We start from the raw sequence: 16,997 nt of genomic DNA, 5'->3' as shown, positions 1-16,997 counted from the left end.
ACGATCTACGATCTACGATCTACGATCTACGATCTACGATCTACGATCTACGATCTACGATCTACGATCTACGATCTACGATCTGCGTCGCATGTCTGATCCGCGCAGTTCCGATGAGCGCATGGTACTGCAAATGGCTTTAACCTATTGCCCTCTGAAAATGTCCTTCCAATTTTGTAGCAATATTTGATTGTGTGCTTTTGCTAATATATGTCGGCGTAATATACTATGCCAGAGAAATAGTAGTGCTCGGATCCTACTTGCAATTTATCGAGTATGAACGCGCCGTTCTGAACAACTATGCTTGCATGTCCGCCGATTAAAGCGAGCTGGGGCGGTCCCAATAAGCCAGAATTAACATCATCAGTGGAGTGTTCAGCATCGCCTAGCATCTGGAAAGTTCATACGGATATCTGGATAATAGGGCAAATCTATTGGATGTGGCCCAAGCCTGTCTGAACCTCAAACAACAGTGTACTGACTAATATGATAATTTACAGATGAAGCAACGGTGTTCCCGCTGTTATTCACCGACATCGCCAAGTACCAATAGTCGGGTTGCGAAGCTATAAGCGGGCCACCTTAAGAAAATGCTACATCCTGAAATGTTAAAAAAGCCCTGGCTTCTGCTTCGCTGTCTTGTATTGGTCAGTCTGGTCTGTGTGTCTATAACAGACGCTTGACGGCCGTAGACCTCGTATGGAAAAACCGCACAGTCAACAGACTTGCCGTAAGGCCTATCTCGATCCAATGCGATAATTTTAGATCAAAAAATGATTCGCTTGCTTCCCAGTTCTTTTTGGGAGACTTAGTCCCGGGCTCGTGATGCAGATTTGACATTCCATTGACGCACAATTCGGCTCTTCTTTGAATCCTTTTAAATCAGTTTAATGCGTACAAAGCTAGCTAAACAGCACCCCTGCATCGCGATTTGGTGGCAATCTTCCTTCCCACTCGTGCTCGTGCGTCCACATCACAAGGCCAGACATGGTGATGAAGGGTCACGACCAGCCGTCAGAAACGATTGACTTCGATTTCAGTGTCATGCTACGCAGTTTCACTGTTTTTGGGAAAGCTTACTCCGCATGACCCTCATTCTCGTACGATACGCGTCAGGCCTGGGCCGGGGGTAGTCCCTCCGATGAGCCCACGAACTGACGCGACCCAGGCCCCTCAGAGGGCCTTTTTTATTGCCTAAAATTCCTCGAACAGACCGAAAGCACGGAGCGACACGATGGCGAAGCAGATGACGGGCGCCGAGATGGTGGTGGAGGCCCTGAAGGATCAGGGGGTCGATACGGTCTTCGGCTATCCGGGTGGCGCCGTGCTGCCGATCTATGACGCCTTGTTCCATCAGAACTCCGTGCGCCACGTGCTGGTGCGGCACGAGCAGGGGGCGGGCCATGCGGCGGAGGGCTATGCGCGCTCGACCGGCAAGGTCGGCGTGCTGCTGGTCACCTCCGGTCCTGGCGCCACCAATGCGGTGACGGCCCTGACCGACGCGCTGCTCGATTCGATCCCGCTCGTCTGCATCACCGGCCAGGTCCCGACCCATCTGATCGGCTCCGACGCGTTTCAGGAATGCGACACGACGGGCATCACCCGCTCCTGCACCAAGCACAATTACCTTGTGCGCAACGTCGCCGACCTGCCGCGCATCCTGCACGAGGCCTTCTATGTCGCCTCGCATGGGCGGCCCGGCCCGGTGCTGGTCGACATCCCCAAGGACGTGCAATTTGCGGCCGGCACCTACACGGGGCCGTCGAACGTGCAGCACAAGACCTATCAGCCGCGCGTGAAGGGCGATATCGAGAAGATCCGCCAGCTCGTCGAGATGATGAAAGTGGCCAAGAAGCCCGTGTTCTACACCGGCGGCGGCGTCATCAATGCCGGCCCGAAGGCCTCCATGCTGCTGCGCGAACTGGTTGGTCTGACCAATTTTCCCATCACCTCGACCCTGATGGGCCTCGGTGCCTATCCGGCCTCGGGTAAGAACTGGCTCGGGATGCTCGGCATGCACGGCACCTACGAGGCCAACCACGCCATGCACGATTGCGACCTGATGATCTGCGTCGGGGCGCGCTTCGACGACCGGATCACGGGCCGGCTCGACGCCTTCTCGCCGCGTTCGAGGAAGGCGCATATCGATATCGATCCCTCGTCGATCAACAAGGTCGTCAAGGTCGATCTCGGCATTATCGGCGATTGTGCTTACGTGCTCGAAGACATGGTCCGGTTGTGGCGGTCGTCGGCCGCGCAGGCCGACAAGGCCGCGCTCGCGCAATGGTGGGGGCAGATCGACGGTTGGCGGCAGAAGAAGTCGCTCGCCTATGGGCCCTCGAAGACCACCATCAAACCGCAGCACGCCATCAGACGCCTCTATGAGCTGACGAAGAACCGCAAGACCTTCATCACCACCGAGGTCGGCCAGCATCAGATGTGGGCCGCGCAGCACTATGGTTTCGAGGAGCCAAACCGCTGGATGACCTCCGGCGGCCTCGGCACCATGGGCTACGGCCTCCCGGCCGCGATCGGCGTCCAGATGGCGCATCCGGAGGCGCTGGTGGTCGATATCGCGGGCGAAGCCTCGATCCTGATGAACATGCAGGAGATGTCGACGGCGCTGCAATATCGGCTGCCCGTGAAGGTCTTCATCCTGAACAACAGCTACATGGGGATGGTCCGGCAGTGGCAGGAACTGCTGCACGGCGGCCGCTATTCGGAGAGCTATTCGGAAGCGCTGCCCGATTTCGTGAAGTTGGCGGAAGCCTATGGCGGCCACGGCATCCGCTGCTCCGACCCGAATGATCTCGACGCGGCTATCCAGGAGATGATCGACAGCCCCAAGGCCGTGATCTTCGATTGCGTGGTCGACAAGCAGGAGAACTGCTTCCCGATGATCCCATCGGGCAAGGCACACAATGAGATGATCCTGGCCGACCTGTCGGACGATGCCGGCATCGAACTCGGCAGCGTGATCGACGAGCGGGGCAAGTTGTTGGTGTGAAACGACCCTTCTCCCGCGTGAGCGGGAGAAGGTGGCCTCGCGGAGCGAGGTCGGATGAGGGCCGGCTCAATGAGAGGAATGGAAATCCATGCCCCCGCGGGTTCCGGCGGAGCAACTTGGCTTTGCTCGCAGAATGCGACAGCAGATGAGCACGGCCGAAGCGATCCTTTGGCGCGGTCTACGCAGGCGCGGCACCGCGGCCAAGTTCCGAAGACAGTTTCCTATGGGGCCTTACGTGGCGGATTTCGCCTGTATGGAGGTGCGGCTGATGATCGAGATCGACGGTCCGGCGCACGACGCGCCGGAGCAAAAGGACAAGGATGTGGCAGGGGACACGTGGTTGACACGACAACGCTGGCGTGTGCTCCGGTTTTCGAGTGATGCCGTGCTTACGGGCAGCGAACTCGTGCTCGCGGAGATCAAAAGGCAAGCCTCGCGCCGGCCCTCATCCGACCCGGCTGCGCCGGGCCACCTTCTCCCGCTCGCGCAGGAGAAGGGAGATGCCCGTCAAGGAATCACACAGTGAACACCATCGGCCTCATCGGCGGCACGTCCTGGGAATCGACCGCAGTCTATTACCGGCTGTTGAACGAGGGCGTGCGAACACGGGTCGGCGGCCTGGCCTCGGCCAGGATCGTCCTCACCTCGCTCGATTTCGCGCCCCTGGCCGCGGCGATGGCGGCCGACCGGTGGGACCACGTTTCGGCGGCCCTCGCGACCGCAGCGCGGCAGCTTGCGGCGGCGGGGGCGGATTGCATCGCCCTCTGCACCAATACGATGCACAAGGTGGCGGGTCCCCTGGCCGCCGCAACCACGCTGCCTCTGGTCAACATCATGGATGTCACCGGCGGCGCACTTGCGGCCCGCGGCGCGAAGCGGCCGCTGCTTCTTGCGACCCGCTACACCATGGAGCACGACTTCTATCGCAACCATCTCGGAGCCGGCTTCGGCGTCGACGCCCTCGTGCCGGACAAAGCGGCGCGCGACGCGTTGCAGGCGATCATCTTCGACGAGCTCTGCCAAGGCCATGTCACGCCGGCCGCGAAAGCCGTCGTGCTCGCCATGATCGACGCCGCAGACCGCGATGGCTGCGATGCCATCATCTTCGGCTGCACCGAGATCGGTCTCCTGATCTCTCAGGTCGACACGAGCCGGCCTGTTTTCGACACGACCGCGCTTCACTGCGACGCGCTGCTCGACTTCGCCCTTTCTTCCTCTCGAACCAAAACAAGCGACGCCTCATGAACGCCTCCGCCCCTGCGACACAACCACCGTCCCCCTATTCCTCCGCGCTCGCCACGTCGAATGTCGAGACCCATACGCTCTCGGTGCTGGTCGACAACGAGCCGGGTGTGCTCGCCCGAGTGGTGGGCCTGTTCTCCGGCCGTGGCTACAATATCGAGAGCCTGACGGTCGCCGAAGTGGCGCATGGCGAACACCTGTCGCGCATCACCATCGTGACGTCGGGGACGCCTGAGGCGATCGAGCAGATTCGGCATCAGCTGGAGCGGCTTGTGCCGGTGCACAAGGTCAACGACCTGACGATCGAAAAGCCCTTCATCCAGCGCGAGCTCGCGATGATCAAGGTGCGCGGCAAGGGTGAGAACCGCAATGAGGCGCTGCGGCTCTCCGATGCGTTCCGGGCGCGGGTGATCGACGCCACGACGGAAAGCTTCGTGTTCGAGCTCACCGGCGCGCCCTCGAAGATCGATCAATTCGTCGAGCTGATGCGGCCGATCGGGCTCGTGGAACTGGCCCGTACCGGTGTCGCGGCGATCTCGCGCGGTCCGGAGACGATCTAGCGGCGGTCGTCAGGGCCGAGCGCAGGCTCGGCCATGCACGTCGCGTCGCAACGTGCATGCCGGCCCGAGGCCGGGACCAACAAATGTCCTCCTAATCCGCCGCGCTGCGTGGAGCCCATGCTGTCCCTCCTGCCCGCCCTCATTCTCTTCGCCATTGTCAGTTCCGGGACGCCGGGACCCAACAACCTCATGCTGATGAGTTCGGGCCTGAACTTCGGTGTGCGGCGCACGCTGCCACATTTCTGGGGTGTCGACCTCGGCTTCGCGCTGATGACGCTGCTGGTGGGGCTGGGCTTGGCTGAAATCTTCGTGCGCGCACCTGTGCTGCTCGTCATATTGAAGTGGTTGGGGGCCGCCTATCTGGTCTGGCTGGCCTGGAAGATCGCCCGCTCCGGCCCGCTCAAAAGCGGTGACACCCGCGCGAAACCCCTCACGTTCCTGCAAGCGGCCGCTTTCCAATGGGTGAACCCGAAGGCCTGGATCATGGCCATTACGGCTTGCGCCACTTATACGGACCCGAACCGCTACACGCTGAGCGTGTTGCTCATCGCCGCCGTCTTTGCCGTCGTGACGGCCCCTTGCTCCGGTGCCTGGGTCGCGTTCGGCGCGGCGCTGCAGCGGTGGCTCAGCCAGCCGCGCAACCGGGCGATCTTCAACTACACCATGGCGGCCCTGTTGATCGCCTCGCTCTATCCTGTGTTCCAGGAGTGACCGGCATGGCCCAAAGGATCGCCACGGTGGCACTGATCGTCACGGATTACGACGAGGCGATCGCCTTCTACCGCGACGGGCTCGGATTCACGCTGACCTCCAACACTCCGCTCGGTGACGGCAAACGGTGGGTGACGGTCGCACCCCCCGGGTCCACAACGCGTCTGTTATTGGCGAAAGCCGCCGATGACGCGCAATCGGCGGCGGTCGGCATGCAGGGTGCCGGCCGTGTGTTCCTGTTTCTCGAGACCGACGATTTCGACCGCGACCATGCCGCTTTTCGAGCCCGTGGCGTCAACTTTCTTGAAGAACCGCGGCGCGAGGCCTATGGCACGGTCGCGGTGTTTGAAGATCTCTATGGAAATCGCTGGGACCTGATCCAGCCGCGACCAGACGCTGCCTCAGCCGAAGGGAAGAGCCGATGAACACTCTCGATCATCCTCGCGACGGCGGGTGCCGGTGTGGTCATGTGCGCTTCCGCGTCTCCATGCTGCCCCTGCTCACCATGGCCTGTCATTGCCGGGGGTGCCAGCGCATGACGGCCAGCGCGTTCTCGCTCTCGGTCGCCATTCCGAGTGAAGGTTTCGCGGTGACCCAGGGCGACACCGTTCTCGGCGGCTTGCAAAAGGAGCTGCAGCATTCCTTCTGTCCAGAGTGCAAGAGCTGGCTGTTCACCCGAATGCCCGGCATGGACGGGTTCGTCAACGTGCGCTCCACCCTCATCGACGACCTCAGCTGGACGACGCCTTTCGTCGAAACCTGCACCAAGGACAAGCTTGACTGGGTGACGACGCCGGCCGTCCATCGGTTCGAGGCCTTTCCGGCCATGGACGATTGGCAGAGCCTGACTCAAGCCTATCAGGCCTATTCCCTCGAAACGCCATCCTTTGCGTAAGGGCGCGTTGAGCCGGGTTGCCGGGACAGCCTGTCACGACTAGAAGCAGCCCACTCCCGCTCCGGGCTGCCAATACATCAAAGGACTGAACGACCATGCGCGTCTACTACGATCGGGATGCCGATCTCAATCTGATCAAGGGCAAGAAGGTCGCGGTGGTCGGCTACGGCAGCCAGGGGCATGCCCACGTGCTCAATATGCGCGACAGCGGCATCAAGGACATTGTGGTGGCGTTGCGCGAGGGGTCCCCATCGGCCAAGAAGGCGGAAGGTGAAGGCCTCAAGGTCATGAGCGTGGCCGAGGTCGCCAAATGGGCCGACGTCGTCATGATGCTGACGCCGGACGAACTTCAAGCCGACATCTACCGGGCCGATCTCGCCCCCAACATGAAGCCGGGCGCCGCACTGCTGTTCGCCCATGGACTGAACGTCCATTTCAACCTCATCGAGCCGCGCGCCGATATCGACGTGCTGATGGTGGCGCCGAAGGGCCCGGGCCATACGGTGCGTTCGGAATATCAGAAGGGCGGAGGCGTGCCGTGCCTGATTGCGATCGCGCAGGATTCATCCGGCAATGCCCATGACCTCGGCCTGTCCTACGCGTCAGCCATCGGAGGCGGCCGCGCCGGCATCATCGAGACGACCTTCAAGGAAGAATGCGAGACCGACCTGTTCGGCGAGCAGGTCGTGCTGTGCGGCGGCTTGGTCGAGTTGATCCGCGCCGGATTCGAAACCCTGGTGGAAGCCGGATATGCGCCCGAGATGGCCTATTTCGAGTGTCTGCACGAGGTGAAGCTGATCGTCGACCTCATCTACGAGGGCGGCATCGCCAACATGAACTATTCGATCTCTAACACCGCCGAATACGGCGAGTATGTCACGGGCCCTCGCATCATCACGCCCGAGACCAAGGCCGAGATGAAACGTGTCCTGCACGACATTCAGTCGGGCAAGTTCACGCGCGACTGGATGCTCGAGAACAAGGTCAACCAGACCTCGTTCAAGGCCACGCGAGCGAAGGCCGCATCGCATGAGATCGAACAGGTCGGCGAGAAGCTTCGCGCCATGATGCCCTGGATCTCCAAGAACAAGATGGTCGACAAAGCCCGCAACTAGACCCGAGCGACAACATGGCGGGGCGGCCGAGATAAGGCGCCGCCCCGGCATCGGCTTGCATTTCATTGCTCGGCGCCCACGGGCATCCAAGAAGACACACCCTGCAGAAATTTACTAAAAAACTCATAACGCGCCGGCCGCGCCTTTTCCGGAGCGACAATTCGGCTCCGCGATGCTAGATAGCTTATGTCGAAAGTGAGGCGATTTCAGCCGGTTCACGCTGGTTTGAGGAGTCCGGTCGATGCATAGGCTGCGCTCGCCGACGTCCGAGCTCAAACCCGCAAACACCGAAGATCGTCTCTGGTTCGAAGTCGCCGACGTTGCGGATAGCAGCGGGTGGGTTGGGGTGTATTGGTGAGCGATATGAGTGTGGAACGTAAACTGATCGCGTTGAGAAAACGTTTGGTGGAAGCGCAGCGTGGATTGATTCTTCAGGCCGCGGAAACCGAGACGGTTCCTGCCGCTGGCGCCTTGCGCCAGATCTCGGACCTCGAAAGTGCAATCGTGGCCATCGAGACGATGATCGAGGAACAGCGCTCTCAACCGGACTGAACGGATCAGGCGACGAGATCCACCCGATTTGATGTCGCGGCAACCAGGGTTTCGGCCAAACTCACGTAGCCATTTGTCCAGGCATTGCGCCCGTCTTCTCCAAAGGCTGGTCCAAGGATTTCGGCAAGGGCTGTGATCAAAGCCTGCCCGACAATGGCGTCGTGGCGCGGCTCCCACCGATAGGCGCGCCTGCACCGACGAAGAGCCGCGAGGTCCGCACTGTCGGCCACATTGGTTCCAAGGTCCGCGATTGCGCCAACGACAACCTGCGCGAAAGTCCGACGCTCCTCAAACCGGAGTCGAGACAGGGTTGCATGCAAGGTCGGGGCTCGTTCTGCGAGCGCGATCTCGAATGCCGCCGTCAGACGATCCCCCTCGCGGGCCAGATTCATCGAGGTCTGCCGAAGAATGCGGGCGTCGAACGGTGTCATCTTTGTCTCCCATCTCGCCGTGCAGGACGGGAAATGCAGGTTGAGTCACGGCGTGCAATCACGCTCGATCCACTGGGCCACACCGAGCTTGACGAAACCTTGCAAAAGGATCGCTTCACGCCGGAGGGAGGCGCTTTTCACACGGCGAGTGCGGCGACAGGATGGCCTGTTGCCCATAATTTTAGCATTTTTTCGAAATGCGCCGTTCTAATCAGCAGGGAACTGGAAGCGTGTTCAAAAAAGCTCAAGGTCGGAGGTGATGAGGGCCGGCTCGGTGTCTCCCTGCTCGGGGCCTGACAATCGCTTCGCAAGGCCCGCCAGGCGAAGCGTGCGGACGCCGGTCGACAGAGTTGAGGCGTCAGTCAGCGTCGTTGACGCATCGAGACAGGACATGAGGTCGGACAGTCCGTGCAGCGATTGTTCCAGCAGGTCGAGATCCTGCAGACGCGTGATGGCCTGCGGGTCACGACTGACCACATCGGCCACAATGGGCGTCAAGAACTGCTGCAGCCTGTTGACCGCGTCCGCGAGCGTTCGCAGTTCCGATCCCACGCGGTCGAACAGCCCATTCCACTCGGCTGTATCGGCCTCGAGAGCCGATCCACTTATAGGCGCCATGAGATTGCTCCATCGACCGCTCAGAAAAGTTCGAGCGCGCCACTGTTCGGCTGCACAACGGGCGGGGCGACAGGACGAAGAGGCACCGGCTCCGACATAAAGATCCGTCGCGCGCGGCCGGAGACCGGCCAGAAATGGATGCGCCTGCCCCGGTTGCCGAGAAGGCATTCGCCTACGAGCTTGATGCCTTCCCGCCGCACGAACTCCTGCGCGAACCGGGCATTCGTGGCGCCAACATCCGCCAGTCCGTCCATTGTCTTGGCTCCGCCGAACAGCTTCGCCTCCAGCCGGTTCCGCTGCGCGCCGCGCGTCAGCAGACCGTTCACCAAAAGCTCCATCGCGTGGACGCCGTAGCGCTCCGCATTATGGCGCGTGTCGGACGCCGATCCCTCTGCGAGCAGGAAGTGATTCATGCCGCCAACCCCGGCGAGGGGATCGCGGATGCAGGCCGCGACACAAGAGCCGAGCAGCGTTGCAAGAACCACGTTGGGGTCATCACTGATCTTGTACTCGCCTTGGATGACGAGAACCGATTTCTCGGCCGCACCAATCTGACCGGGCCGACTCGGCAGGGTCATTGCAGAGCTCCGAACACCGCTTCGATCTTGGCCTTCAACTCAGGGACCGAGACGGGCTTCTTCAGGTAGTTGTTGATCTTGAGGTTGATCGCTTCCTGAAGGAACTCCTTGCCCTCGACGCCTGTCAAAAGGAAGAAGGCAGCCCCCTTCGTGGCAGGATTGCTGCGCACGGCGCGCAGCAATTCGACGCCGTTGACCTTCGGCATGTGGTAATCCGAGATCACAAGGTGAGCTGGTTGCTGCTTGAGCATTTGCAGCGCCTCCTCGCCATCTTTGGCCATGGCGATGTGTTGGACGCCCAGTTCGGCGAGGCCGGCGCGAATCAGCAGACGGCTGGTCTGCTGATCGTCCGCGATGATCACTTTGAGGCTTGCGGCGAGAGGCATGGCGGCGTGTCCGTTGCTGTGTTCGTGAGTTGCAAAATTTCGTTGCCCATTCGGCGGAGCGGAACCTGGCGCTCGACAGCGCCGACCTCGTGGGCGACCTTGGGCATGCCGTACACGAGGGACGAGGCAGCATCTTGGCCGAGCGTTCGCGCACCGGCTTGCCGCATGGCCAGAAGACCGGCGGCCCCATCGCGCCCCATGCCGGTCAGGATGATCCCGACCGCACCCGCTCCTGCGGCCTTCGCGACGGAGTGAAACAGGACATCCACGGAAGGGCAGTGGCCGTTCACCGCTTCGGCCTGGCGCAGGCGACAGCGCAGACGCCCCGTACCGACAACCTCCAGATGATGTGTGAGGCTTCCAGGCGCGATGTAGACATGTCCGTCGAGAAGTTGAGCGCCATCGCTGGCCTCGGCGACGGTGGGGGCGCACAGCCGGTTCAACCGTTCCGCGAAGCTTCTTGTGAACAGCGGCGGCATGTGCTGCGTGATGACGGTCGGCGGACAATTGGCGGGAAAGCACGACAAGATGGCCGTCAGAGCTTCCACACCACCCGTCGACGAGCCGATCGCCAGTACCGACCCATCCGTTCTGAAGGTCTTGTTCGGTGCCGTGGGACGGTCGTCGGCACGATCCCGCAAGCGATCGGCCAGGGATCCGACCTTTGTCTTGGCGGCCGCCCTGATCTTGTCGGGCAGGCTATGGAACAGGTCACGCTCACCCGCCTCGGGCTTGGCGACGCAATCGACGGCGCCGATTTCCAGCGCCCGGATCGTCGTTTCGGCACCGCTCACGGTCAGGCTGGACACCATGATCACTGGCGTCGGCCGGAGCCGCATGATTTTTTCGAGAAACTCGAGCCCGTTCATGCGCGGCATCTCGATGTCGAGCGTCACGACATCGGGATTGAGCGCCTTGATCGCCTCGCGCGCCTCGAGCGGATCCTGAGCTTCGCCCACGACCGAGATATCGGGTGTACGGTCGAGTACGCTCTTGATGATTCGCCGCATACTGGCTGAATCATCGACGACGATGACCCTGATCTTACTCACGCTTTGGCTCCGTGCATGCGATAGGCCGTCGTGCCGATGCTGGTGAAACGGGCTTGCGCCGGACCGAGAAGCCGCTCCGAGTGGCCCACGAACAACACGCCGCCCGGAACCAGCAGGCTGCTGAACCGGGTCCATACTTTCGCCTGCGTATCGTCGTCGAAGTAGATCACGACGTTCCGGCAGAAGATGACATCGAACGGTCCCTTCATGGGCCATTGCCCAATCAAGTTCAGTTCGCGGAAGGACACGAGCCGCTGCATCTCCGGCGTGACGCTGAGGATCCGGTTGTCGGCGGACGACACGGAGGTGAATCCACGTCGTTTTTCCGCCGGCGGTACGGCCGCGACAAGGCTCTCTTCGTAGCGTCCGGCCCGCCCCTCGGCCAGAACCTCCGTGTCGATGTCGGTCGCGAGAATGCGAACGTCGTAGTCTGCGGCATCCGGCATGAGGGCCAGGATCGTCATGGCGATCGAATAGGGCTCATGTCCTTTCGAGCAACCCGCCGACCAGATCCGCACGCGACGGCCGGATTTGGCCGCCTGCAGCAAGGGGGGCAGGATTGTGGTTCGCAACATGTCGAAATGATGCGGCTCCCGGAAGAAGCTCGTGACGTTGGTGGTCAGCGAGACGAGCATCTTCTGGCGCTCGTCCATCCCGTCGGCACCGGCCACGAGTTCGCAATAATCGTGAAACGACTGCAGCCCGAGGGTCCGGAGCCGCTTGGCCAGGCGCGAGTAGACGAGCGTCGCTTTGCTTTCAGGCAGGAAGATCCCGGCGTCGGCATGCAGCATGGCTGCAATCCGGCTGAAATCTTCGGCCCGGAACAGGAAGTCGCCTTCCACGAACGCGCGTCCTGTACTGGCTGACGGTCGCTTCTCGGAATTGATCACGCTGCCATCCGGTTCGGTGCGGGCAACACGTTGTCGAGAGAGATGAGGCTGATCATGCGGTTGTCGATCGCGAGCACGCCTTGGACGAAGCTGCGTGCCAGCTCGGAGGCGACATCCGGCGTGGGCTGGATCGTGTCCGTCGCAACCGTCAGAATGTCGGATACGGCATCGACCAGCAGGCCGACCACCTGATGCTCGACCTGCGCCACGATGATGACGTGGCGCGCCGAAGGTTCGGCGAGAGGCAGGCCGAAGCGCGACCCGAGATCGACGATCGACAGAACCGCGCCGCGCAGATTGATCACGCCGCGCACATACATGGGCGAATGCGGTAGAACCGTTGCCGGGGTCCATCCCCGGATTTCCCGCACCGACATAATGTCGACGCAGAACTCCTGGTCGCCGATGCGGAACGAGACGAGTTCCTGCATCTTGCCGCCTTCCTTGGTCCGGTCAGCCATGATTGATCACCCTGCTAGCGCGAAAGAGGATTGGCTCGTGCCGTCGGCGCGGGAGGCCGACACGACAGCATCGACATCAAGGATCAGAGCCACGCGGCCGTCTCCCAGGATGGTTGCGGCCGCGATCCCCGGAACGTGGCCGTAATTGGTTTCGAGGCTCTTGATCACGACTTGGCGTTGACCCTGGATGGCATCCACAAGGAGCGCGTTGCGGGCGCCGCCTTCGGTTTCCACCAGGAGCGCAATGCCGGTTTTCGGGTCGTCGACGCCCGATCGGAACTGCAGCATCTCGCCCACGTCGATCAGCGGGATGAACCCGTTGCGGACGCCGATCAGTCGGGTGCCTTCGCCATAGCTGTGCACGGTGGTCGAGCGCGGCAGCAGCGTTTCGACGATGGCGGTCAGCGGGATCACCAGCGTCTGGTCGGCGACCGTAACAACCATGCCGTCGAGCACCGCGAGGGTCAGCGGCAGGCTCATCGTGAAGGTGGAGCCGAGCCCGGGCCGGGAACTGATCGCAATGCGACCGCCAAGCGCCTGAATGGAGCGTTTGACCACGTCCATGCCGACGCCACGGCCAGAAATATCCGAAACCACGGCGGCTGTTGAGAAGCCCGGCAGGAAGATCAAATTGTCGATCTCGTCGTCGCCCAATTTCGCATCGGAGGCAATCAGGCCCTTGTCGACGGCGATCTGCCGGACGCGTTCCCGATTGATGCCGCCGCCGTCATCCGACACTTCGATGACGATGCGTCCAGAACGATGCAAGGCGGACAGCTTGACGAGACCTTCCTCGCTCTTGCCGTTCTTCCGTCGCACCTCTGGTTTTTCCAACCCGTGATCGATGGCATTGCGGATCATATGGGTGAGCGGGTCGCTCAAGCGCTCGATGACGGTCTTATCGACTTCGGTGCCTTCGCCTTCCGTCACGAGGCGCACCGATTTTCCGGTCTGCGCCGCCAGTTCGCGGACGAGACGTGGCATGCGCTGGAACACCGAGCGGACGGGCTGCGCGCGGATCGCCATCACGCTATCCTGGATCTCACGGGTCAACTGTTCGAGTTCGTCGAGCCCGACCGCGACGGCGGAGACACGGGCAAGGCCGGCTTCCGTCACACGTACCGCGAGCATGGCCTGGTTGATCACCAACTCGCCAACGAGGTTGATGAGGCGGTCGACCCGTTCGAGGTCCACCCGGATGGTCGGCGCGGCTGCCGCCGAGTCACGCTTGCCGCCGGCAGCTCCTCCGGCAGATTCGGCATGCAGGTCGAGGCCGGGGGCGATCCCCTTTTCGATCGCTGCGGGAAGCGGCGTTTCGAGCGCAGGAGGCAGAACCTCTATGGCGGCGACCTCGACTGGCTGGATGTCGTCGCCTGTCGATTGGATCTCAACGGACGCCGAGATGTCGGACACGTCCGCCGCGCCCGTCAGAGGCTCAATCGTCAGCACACAGTCCCATTCAGCGAAATCGAAAATCGTACGGACGTCGGATTCGTCCTTGTCGGTTTCGAGTTCGATGATCCAGGACAGGTAGGCTCCCTCAGGGTCCATCTGGTCCAGGGTCGGGGCCTGATCAGTATCGCAGATGACCCGCATGGTGCCGAGCCGCCCCACTTCGCGGATCAGAATGACGGCCTCGTTGCCATTGGCATAGAGGGCCGGATGCGGTTTGAAGAGGATCCGGAAGCCGGTGCTGGCCGCCGGTGCATCGAGAGCCAGGTCGTCGAAGGAGGCCAGATCGATCATGATCGGGACAAATTCGAGATCAGCCACAGGTTCCGCGGCAGCTGCCGACGCGGCGGCACTCGATGCTGCGGCCGGACCTTCTGCCAAGCCCTTTAGCTCCATTACGATTCCGGCGCTTCGTTCGGCCGGCACATCCTCGTCGACGCGGGCGGCGCGGACGAAATCGCCCAGGACGTCGGCGGCGCGAAGCATGATGCGCAGCACTTCTGGAGTGGGCGTCAGCTTGCCTGTGCGCAGGCAGTCCATGGCGCTTTCGAACACATGGGCGAATTGCACCAGGGCCGTCAGGTTGAAGGCTCCGGCTCCGCCCTTGACGGAATGAACCGCGCGGAAAACGGCATTGACGACCTCCGGGTCGTGATTGCCGTCATCCAGCTGTAGGAGGCCCGCCTCCAATTCAGTGAGTTGTTCCTCGCATTCCTGGAAAAAGGTCTGCTTGATGGCTGCCATCGTGTCCAAGCGAGAAACTCCTCAAAAGCTTCGGCGAAAATTTTTTAGGCTGAAACGCGGCGAACGGCGTCCACCAGTTTGACCGGATCGAACGGCTTGACGATCCATCCCGTGGCTCCGGCACTACGCGCACGAGCCTTCTTCTCGACATCGCTTTCAGTCGAGAGAACCAGGATCGGCACGGCGCGGTGGCGGCCACCTTGACGCACGCCCGAGATGAAACCGAAGCCATCCATGCGAGGCATGTTGATGTCGGTGATGATCACGTCGGGATCGGAATCGGCCAATACTTCAAGGCCGTGCATGCCGTCTTCAGCCTGGATCACGGAGTAGCCGGCGGCCGATAAGGCCAGGCGTAGCATGTCTCGCATGGTCCGCGAGTCGTCGACGGTGAGGATGGTCTTGCTCATGAATACACTCTCTCGTTGGAGAAGAAGGAGGTCAGCCCGAGCAGGTCCAGCCCCTCGTTGAATGGCTCCGATCCTGGTGTCACGGTGAAGTAGACGTTGTCGGCCGCCCAGGACTTCGAGGCGGCGATCAAAACCTGGATGCACTGCGCACCCACCCGACCGACATGGGAGGGATCCACTGTCACCGGCGTTCCACGCAGGCTCGAGAATGTTCTTGCGAGTTCTGACGCGGCGTTGAGATCCAACGTCTCGTCGAGAACCAGAGCGTGTGGTGCGGTCGAAGGATCGGATGAAATGATTGGCATCGAGGATCCATTGAGATCGTGAGGAACAACGATCGCTCCGGTCAGACCGGAAACGACTTGTTAGGCCGGAAACGACTTGGCGGTATGACGGCCCTCAAGCCGAGGGAGTATAGATGTGTAAGCACTGCGGCCGACGCTTTCTGGAACACAGACATTGTACCGCTGCAGTCTAAAGTAACGTCGCATGCTTCCCGCACCCAAGTAACGCAGCCTGTCTGGCCGCGCTCAGCGCAACTCTTCAAGCCAAGTCAGAATTAGGTCCAAGCCCTTGCGAATCGATTAAGTCAGGGGGATTGGAGGGCCCGGTTCGTCCTCGAAGGGCACGTCGGAGATGCAATTGGGCTGGGAAATGCGAAACAAGAAAAACAAAGCGTAATCACGTGACAGCATCAGCGAATGACATGGATGTTACAGGCATTGTGACTTTCAAGACCGGCCTGACGGGCACGATCGCCTTGGGTTGCGCATTGTGAGCTTCGCATTCCGGACGTGCCCGCATAGTCATCGGGCGTGCTTGACATGTCCGAAGCACGTGGGCGATTTGGAACGTGACCAGAATGGTGAAAACAGTCTCCTGGCCGATGTATGCCGTCGATCAGGCCGCGGTCGAAGCTTTCTGGGGCGTGCTACGGCGACGCTTGGAAGCTGCCGGCCTCGATGGCGTACCGCACGCCTTGGCGGTTCCCACCGACCTCTTGGCACATTGGCGTCGTCCGGACCTTCTGCTCAGTCAAACCTGCGGTTATCCCTTCGTGACGGCGCTATCGGGTGCCGTTCGTTATGTGGCGACGCCGCGGTTTCGGGCGCCCGGCTGTGACGGCCCTCTCTATCGCAGCGCGATCGTCGTTCGCGTGGAAGAGCCCCTGACCGATCTCGTAGAGCTGGCGGGACGCCGCGTGGCTTACAACAGCACAGACTCGCACTCCGGCTATAACAGCCTGCGGGCGCGTGTGGCCCCGCTCGCCGTGAAGGGCCGTTTCTTCGCCGCCGGGATCGCGACCGGAGCCCATCGCAACTCGCTCGCGGCGGTCCGATCGAATCGTGCTGACGTTGCCGCCATCGACGCAGTCACTTTGTCGCTGATCGCCAGAGCGTTCCCCGATGAGGTCGCAGGATTGAAGGTCATCGCCTATACCGACCCGGCGCCTGGCTTGCCTTTCATCACCGCGCCGGAGATGCCGGAGACCGATGTCGCCAAGCTGCGGCAGGCGCTCGCGCAAGCTTGCGATCCTTCCGAGGAGACAGCGGGAAATTTGCTGCTCGACGGCATCGAGATCCTGCCGCCGGGGGCCTATGATGTGATTGGTGCCATGCAGGCGCGGGCCTTCGCGCTGGATTATCCGCAATTGATTTGACTCTCAAGATTGAAGCAGATGCAAGATGCAACCAAGTCCGGCCGAAGCGATTGCGCTTGAGCAGATCGCGATAGTCTCGAAGCGACGGCGGCGCGTCTGATCCAGGCGGTTCGCCCCCCAAGTCGGCAGATTATAGATTGGCCGCTGCCCGGATGCCGGATCGTACTGAATGATGATTCCGTATTGCTGGTCTGTGGCAGCGAGGCTCGCTTGGAGAGAGATGGGAGCCTTCA

At 61.5% G+C, this 16,997-nt stretch carries 20 protein-coding genes; 10 read left to right on the top strand and 10 right to left on the bottom strand.

What is annotated here, in order from left to right:
* Positions 1-1,234 precede the first annotated feature (1,234 nt).
* From M8523_RS06515 to M8523_RS06475, 9 genes are all read left to right on the top strand, one after another.
* The gene (locus tag M8523_RS06515) at positions 1,235-3,007 is read left to right on the top strand and encodes an acetolactate synthase 3 large subunit (protein WP_282584034.1); all 1,773 of its coding nucleotides are present in this window, start codon (positions 1,235-1,237) and stop codon (positions 3,005-3,007) included.
* Between the two features lie 88 nt (positions 3,008-3,095).
* A complete protein-coding gene (locus M8523_RS06510) occupies positions 3,096-3,533 on the top strand; it encodes an endonuclease domain-containing protein (protein ID WP_282584033.1) in 438 nt (145 codons plus the stop codon).
* Positions 3,530-4,252, top strand: a complete 723-nt coding sequence (locus tag M8523_RS06505; RefSeq protein WP_282584032.1) for an aspartate/glutamate racemase family protein — start codon at positions 3,530-3,532, stop codon at positions 4,250-4,252. Before M8523_RS06510 ends, M8523_RS06505 begins: the two co-directional genes overlap by 4 nt.
* The gene (ilvN, locus tag M8523_RS06500) at positions 4,249-4,809 is read left to right on the top strand and encodes an acetolactate synthase small subunit (protein WP_282584031.1); all 561 of its coding nucleotides are present in this window, start codon (positions 4,249-4,251) and stop codon (positions 4,807-4,809) included. Before M8523_RS06505 ends, ilvN begins: the two co-directional genes overlap by 4 nt.
* Positions 4,810-4,926: 117 nt before the next feature.
* On the top strand, positions 4,927-5,520 hold the full coding sequence (locus M8523_RS06495; protein ID WP_282584030.1) for a LysE family translocator: 594 nt from the start codon (positions 4,927-4,929) through the stop codon (positions 5,518-5,520).
* A gap of 5 nt (positions 5,521-5,525) precedes the next feature.
* Complete coding sequence (locus M8523_RS06490; protein WP_428349959.1) at positions 5,526-5,945, top strand: VOC family protein; 420 nt, start codon at positions 5,526-5,528, stop codon at positions 5,943-5,945.
* Positions 5,942-6,415: a GFA family protein gene (locus M8523_RS06485; RefSeq protein WP_282584028.1), complete on the top strand. Its 474-nt coding sequence runs from the start codon at positions 5,942-5,944 to the stop codon at positions 6,413-6,415. The genes M8523_RS06490 and M8523_RS06485 overlap by 4 nt, the downstream gene beginning before the upstream one ends.
* A gap of 95 nt (positions 6,416-6,510) precedes the next feature.
* Positions 6,511-7,530 (top strand): ketol-acid reductoisomerase, encoded by a 1,020-nt coding sequence (ilvC, locus tag M8523_RS06480; RefSeq protein ID WP_282584027.1) that lies wholly within the window; start codon positions 6,511-6,513, stop codon positions 7,528-7,530.
* Positions 7,531-7,893: 363 nt separating this feature from the next.
* A complete protein-coding gene (locus M8523_RS06475) occupies positions 7,894-8,082 on the top strand; it encodes a hypothetical protein (RefSeq protein WP_282584211.1) in 189 nt (62 codons plus the stop codon).
* Positions 8,083-8,087: 5 nt separating this feature from the next.
* Here M8523_RS06475 and M8523_RS06470 read toward each other — a convergent pair whose 3' ends face one another.
* From M8523_RS06470 to M8523_RS06425, 10 genes are all read right to left on the bottom strand, one after another.
* Positions 8,088-8,513, bottom strand: coding sequence for a hypothetical protein (locus tag M8523_RS06470; protein ID WP_282584026.1), 426 nt, complete (start codon positions 8,511-8,513; stop codon positions 8,088-8,090).
* Positions 8,514-8,747: 234 nt separating this feature from the next.
* On the bottom strand, positions 8,748-9,131 hold the full coding sequence (locus M8523_RS06465) for a DUF8776 family protein (protein WP_282584025.1): 384 nt from the start codon (positions 9,129-9,131) through the stop codon (positions 8,748-8,750).
* Between the two features lie 20 nt (positions 9,132-9,151).
* On the bottom strand, positions 9,152-9,709 hold the full coding sequence (locus tag M8523_RS06460) for a chemotaxis protein CheD (RefSeq protein WP_282584024.1): 558 nt from the start codon (positions 9,707-9,709) through the stop codon (positions 9,152-9,154).
* Positions 9,706-10,071, bottom strand: coding sequence for a response regulator (locus M8523_RS06455; protein WP_428349956.1), 366 nt, complete (start codon positions 10,069-10,071; stop codon positions 9,706-9,708). Before M8523_RS06455 ends, M8523_RS06460 begins: the two co-directional genes overlap by 4 nt.
* Positions 10,068-11,147: a protein-glutamate methylesterase/protein-glutamine glutaminase gene (locus M8523_RS06450; protein WP_282584022.1), complete on the bottom strand. Its 1,080-nt coding sequence runs from the start codon at positions 11,145-11,147 to the stop codon at positions 10,068-10,070. The genes M8523_RS06455 and M8523_RS06450 overlap by 4 nt, the downstream gene beginning before the upstream one ends.
* Complete coding sequence (locus tag M8523_RS06445; protein ID WP_428350024.1) at positions 11,144-12,034, bottom strand: CheR family methyltransferase; 891 nt, start codon at positions 12,032-12,034, stop codon at positions 11,144-11,146. The genes M8523_RS06450 and M8523_RS06445 overlap by 4 nt, the downstream gene beginning before the upstream one ends.
* Positions 12,034-12,498, bottom strand: coding sequence for a chemotaxis protein CheW (locus M8523_RS06440; protein ID WP_282584020.1), 465 nt, complete (start codon positions 12,496-12,498; stop codon positions 12,034-12,036). Before M8523_RS06440 ends, M8523_RS06445 begins: the two co-directional genes overlap by 1 nt.
* 6 nt (positions 12,499-12,504) lie before the next feature.
* Positions 12,505-14,694: a chemotaxis protein CheA gene (locus M8523_RS06435; RefSeq protein WP_428350022.1), complete on the bottom strand. Its 2,190-nt coding sequence runs from the start codon at positions 14,692-14,694 to the stop codon at positions 12,505-12,507.
* A 44-nt stretch (positions 14,695-14,738) separates the two neighbouring features.
* Positions 14,739-15,104 carry a response regulator gene (locus M8523_RS06430; RefSeq protein ID WP_282584018.1) on the bottom strand — a complete coding sequence of 122 codons (366 nt, stop codon included), beginning with the start codon at positions 15,102-15,104 and terminating at the stop codon, positions 14,739-14,741.
* Complete coding sequence (locus M8523_RS06425) at positions 15,101-15,409, bottom strand: STAS domain-containing protein (protein WP_282584017.1); 309 nt, start codon at positions 15,407-15,409, stop codon at positions 15,101-15,103. The genes M8523_RS06430 and M8523_RS06425 overlap by 4 nt, the downstream gene beginning before the upstream one ends.
* 557 nt (positions 15,410-15,966) lie before the next feature.
* Here M8523_RS06425 and M8523_RS06420 point away from each other — a divergent pair.
* Positions 15,967-16,764 (top strand): phosphate/phosphite/phosphonate ABC transporter substrate-binding protein, encoded by a 798-nt coding sequence (locus M8523_RS06420; RefSeq protein ID WP_282584016.1) that lies wholly within the window; start codon positions 15,967-15,969, stop codon positions 16,762-16,764.
* Positions 16,765-16,997: the final 233 nt, after the last annotated feature.

Source organism: Lichenifustis flavocetrariae (assembly GCF_026130545.1).
GTDB classification, from domain to species: Bacteria; Pseudomonadota; Alphaproteobacteria; order Rhizobiales; family Beijerinckiaceae; genus Lichenihabitans; species Lichenihabitans flavocetrariae.
Note: the sequence above shows the minus strand (reverse complement) of the source record. Positions and strands in the feature narration are given on the sequence as shown.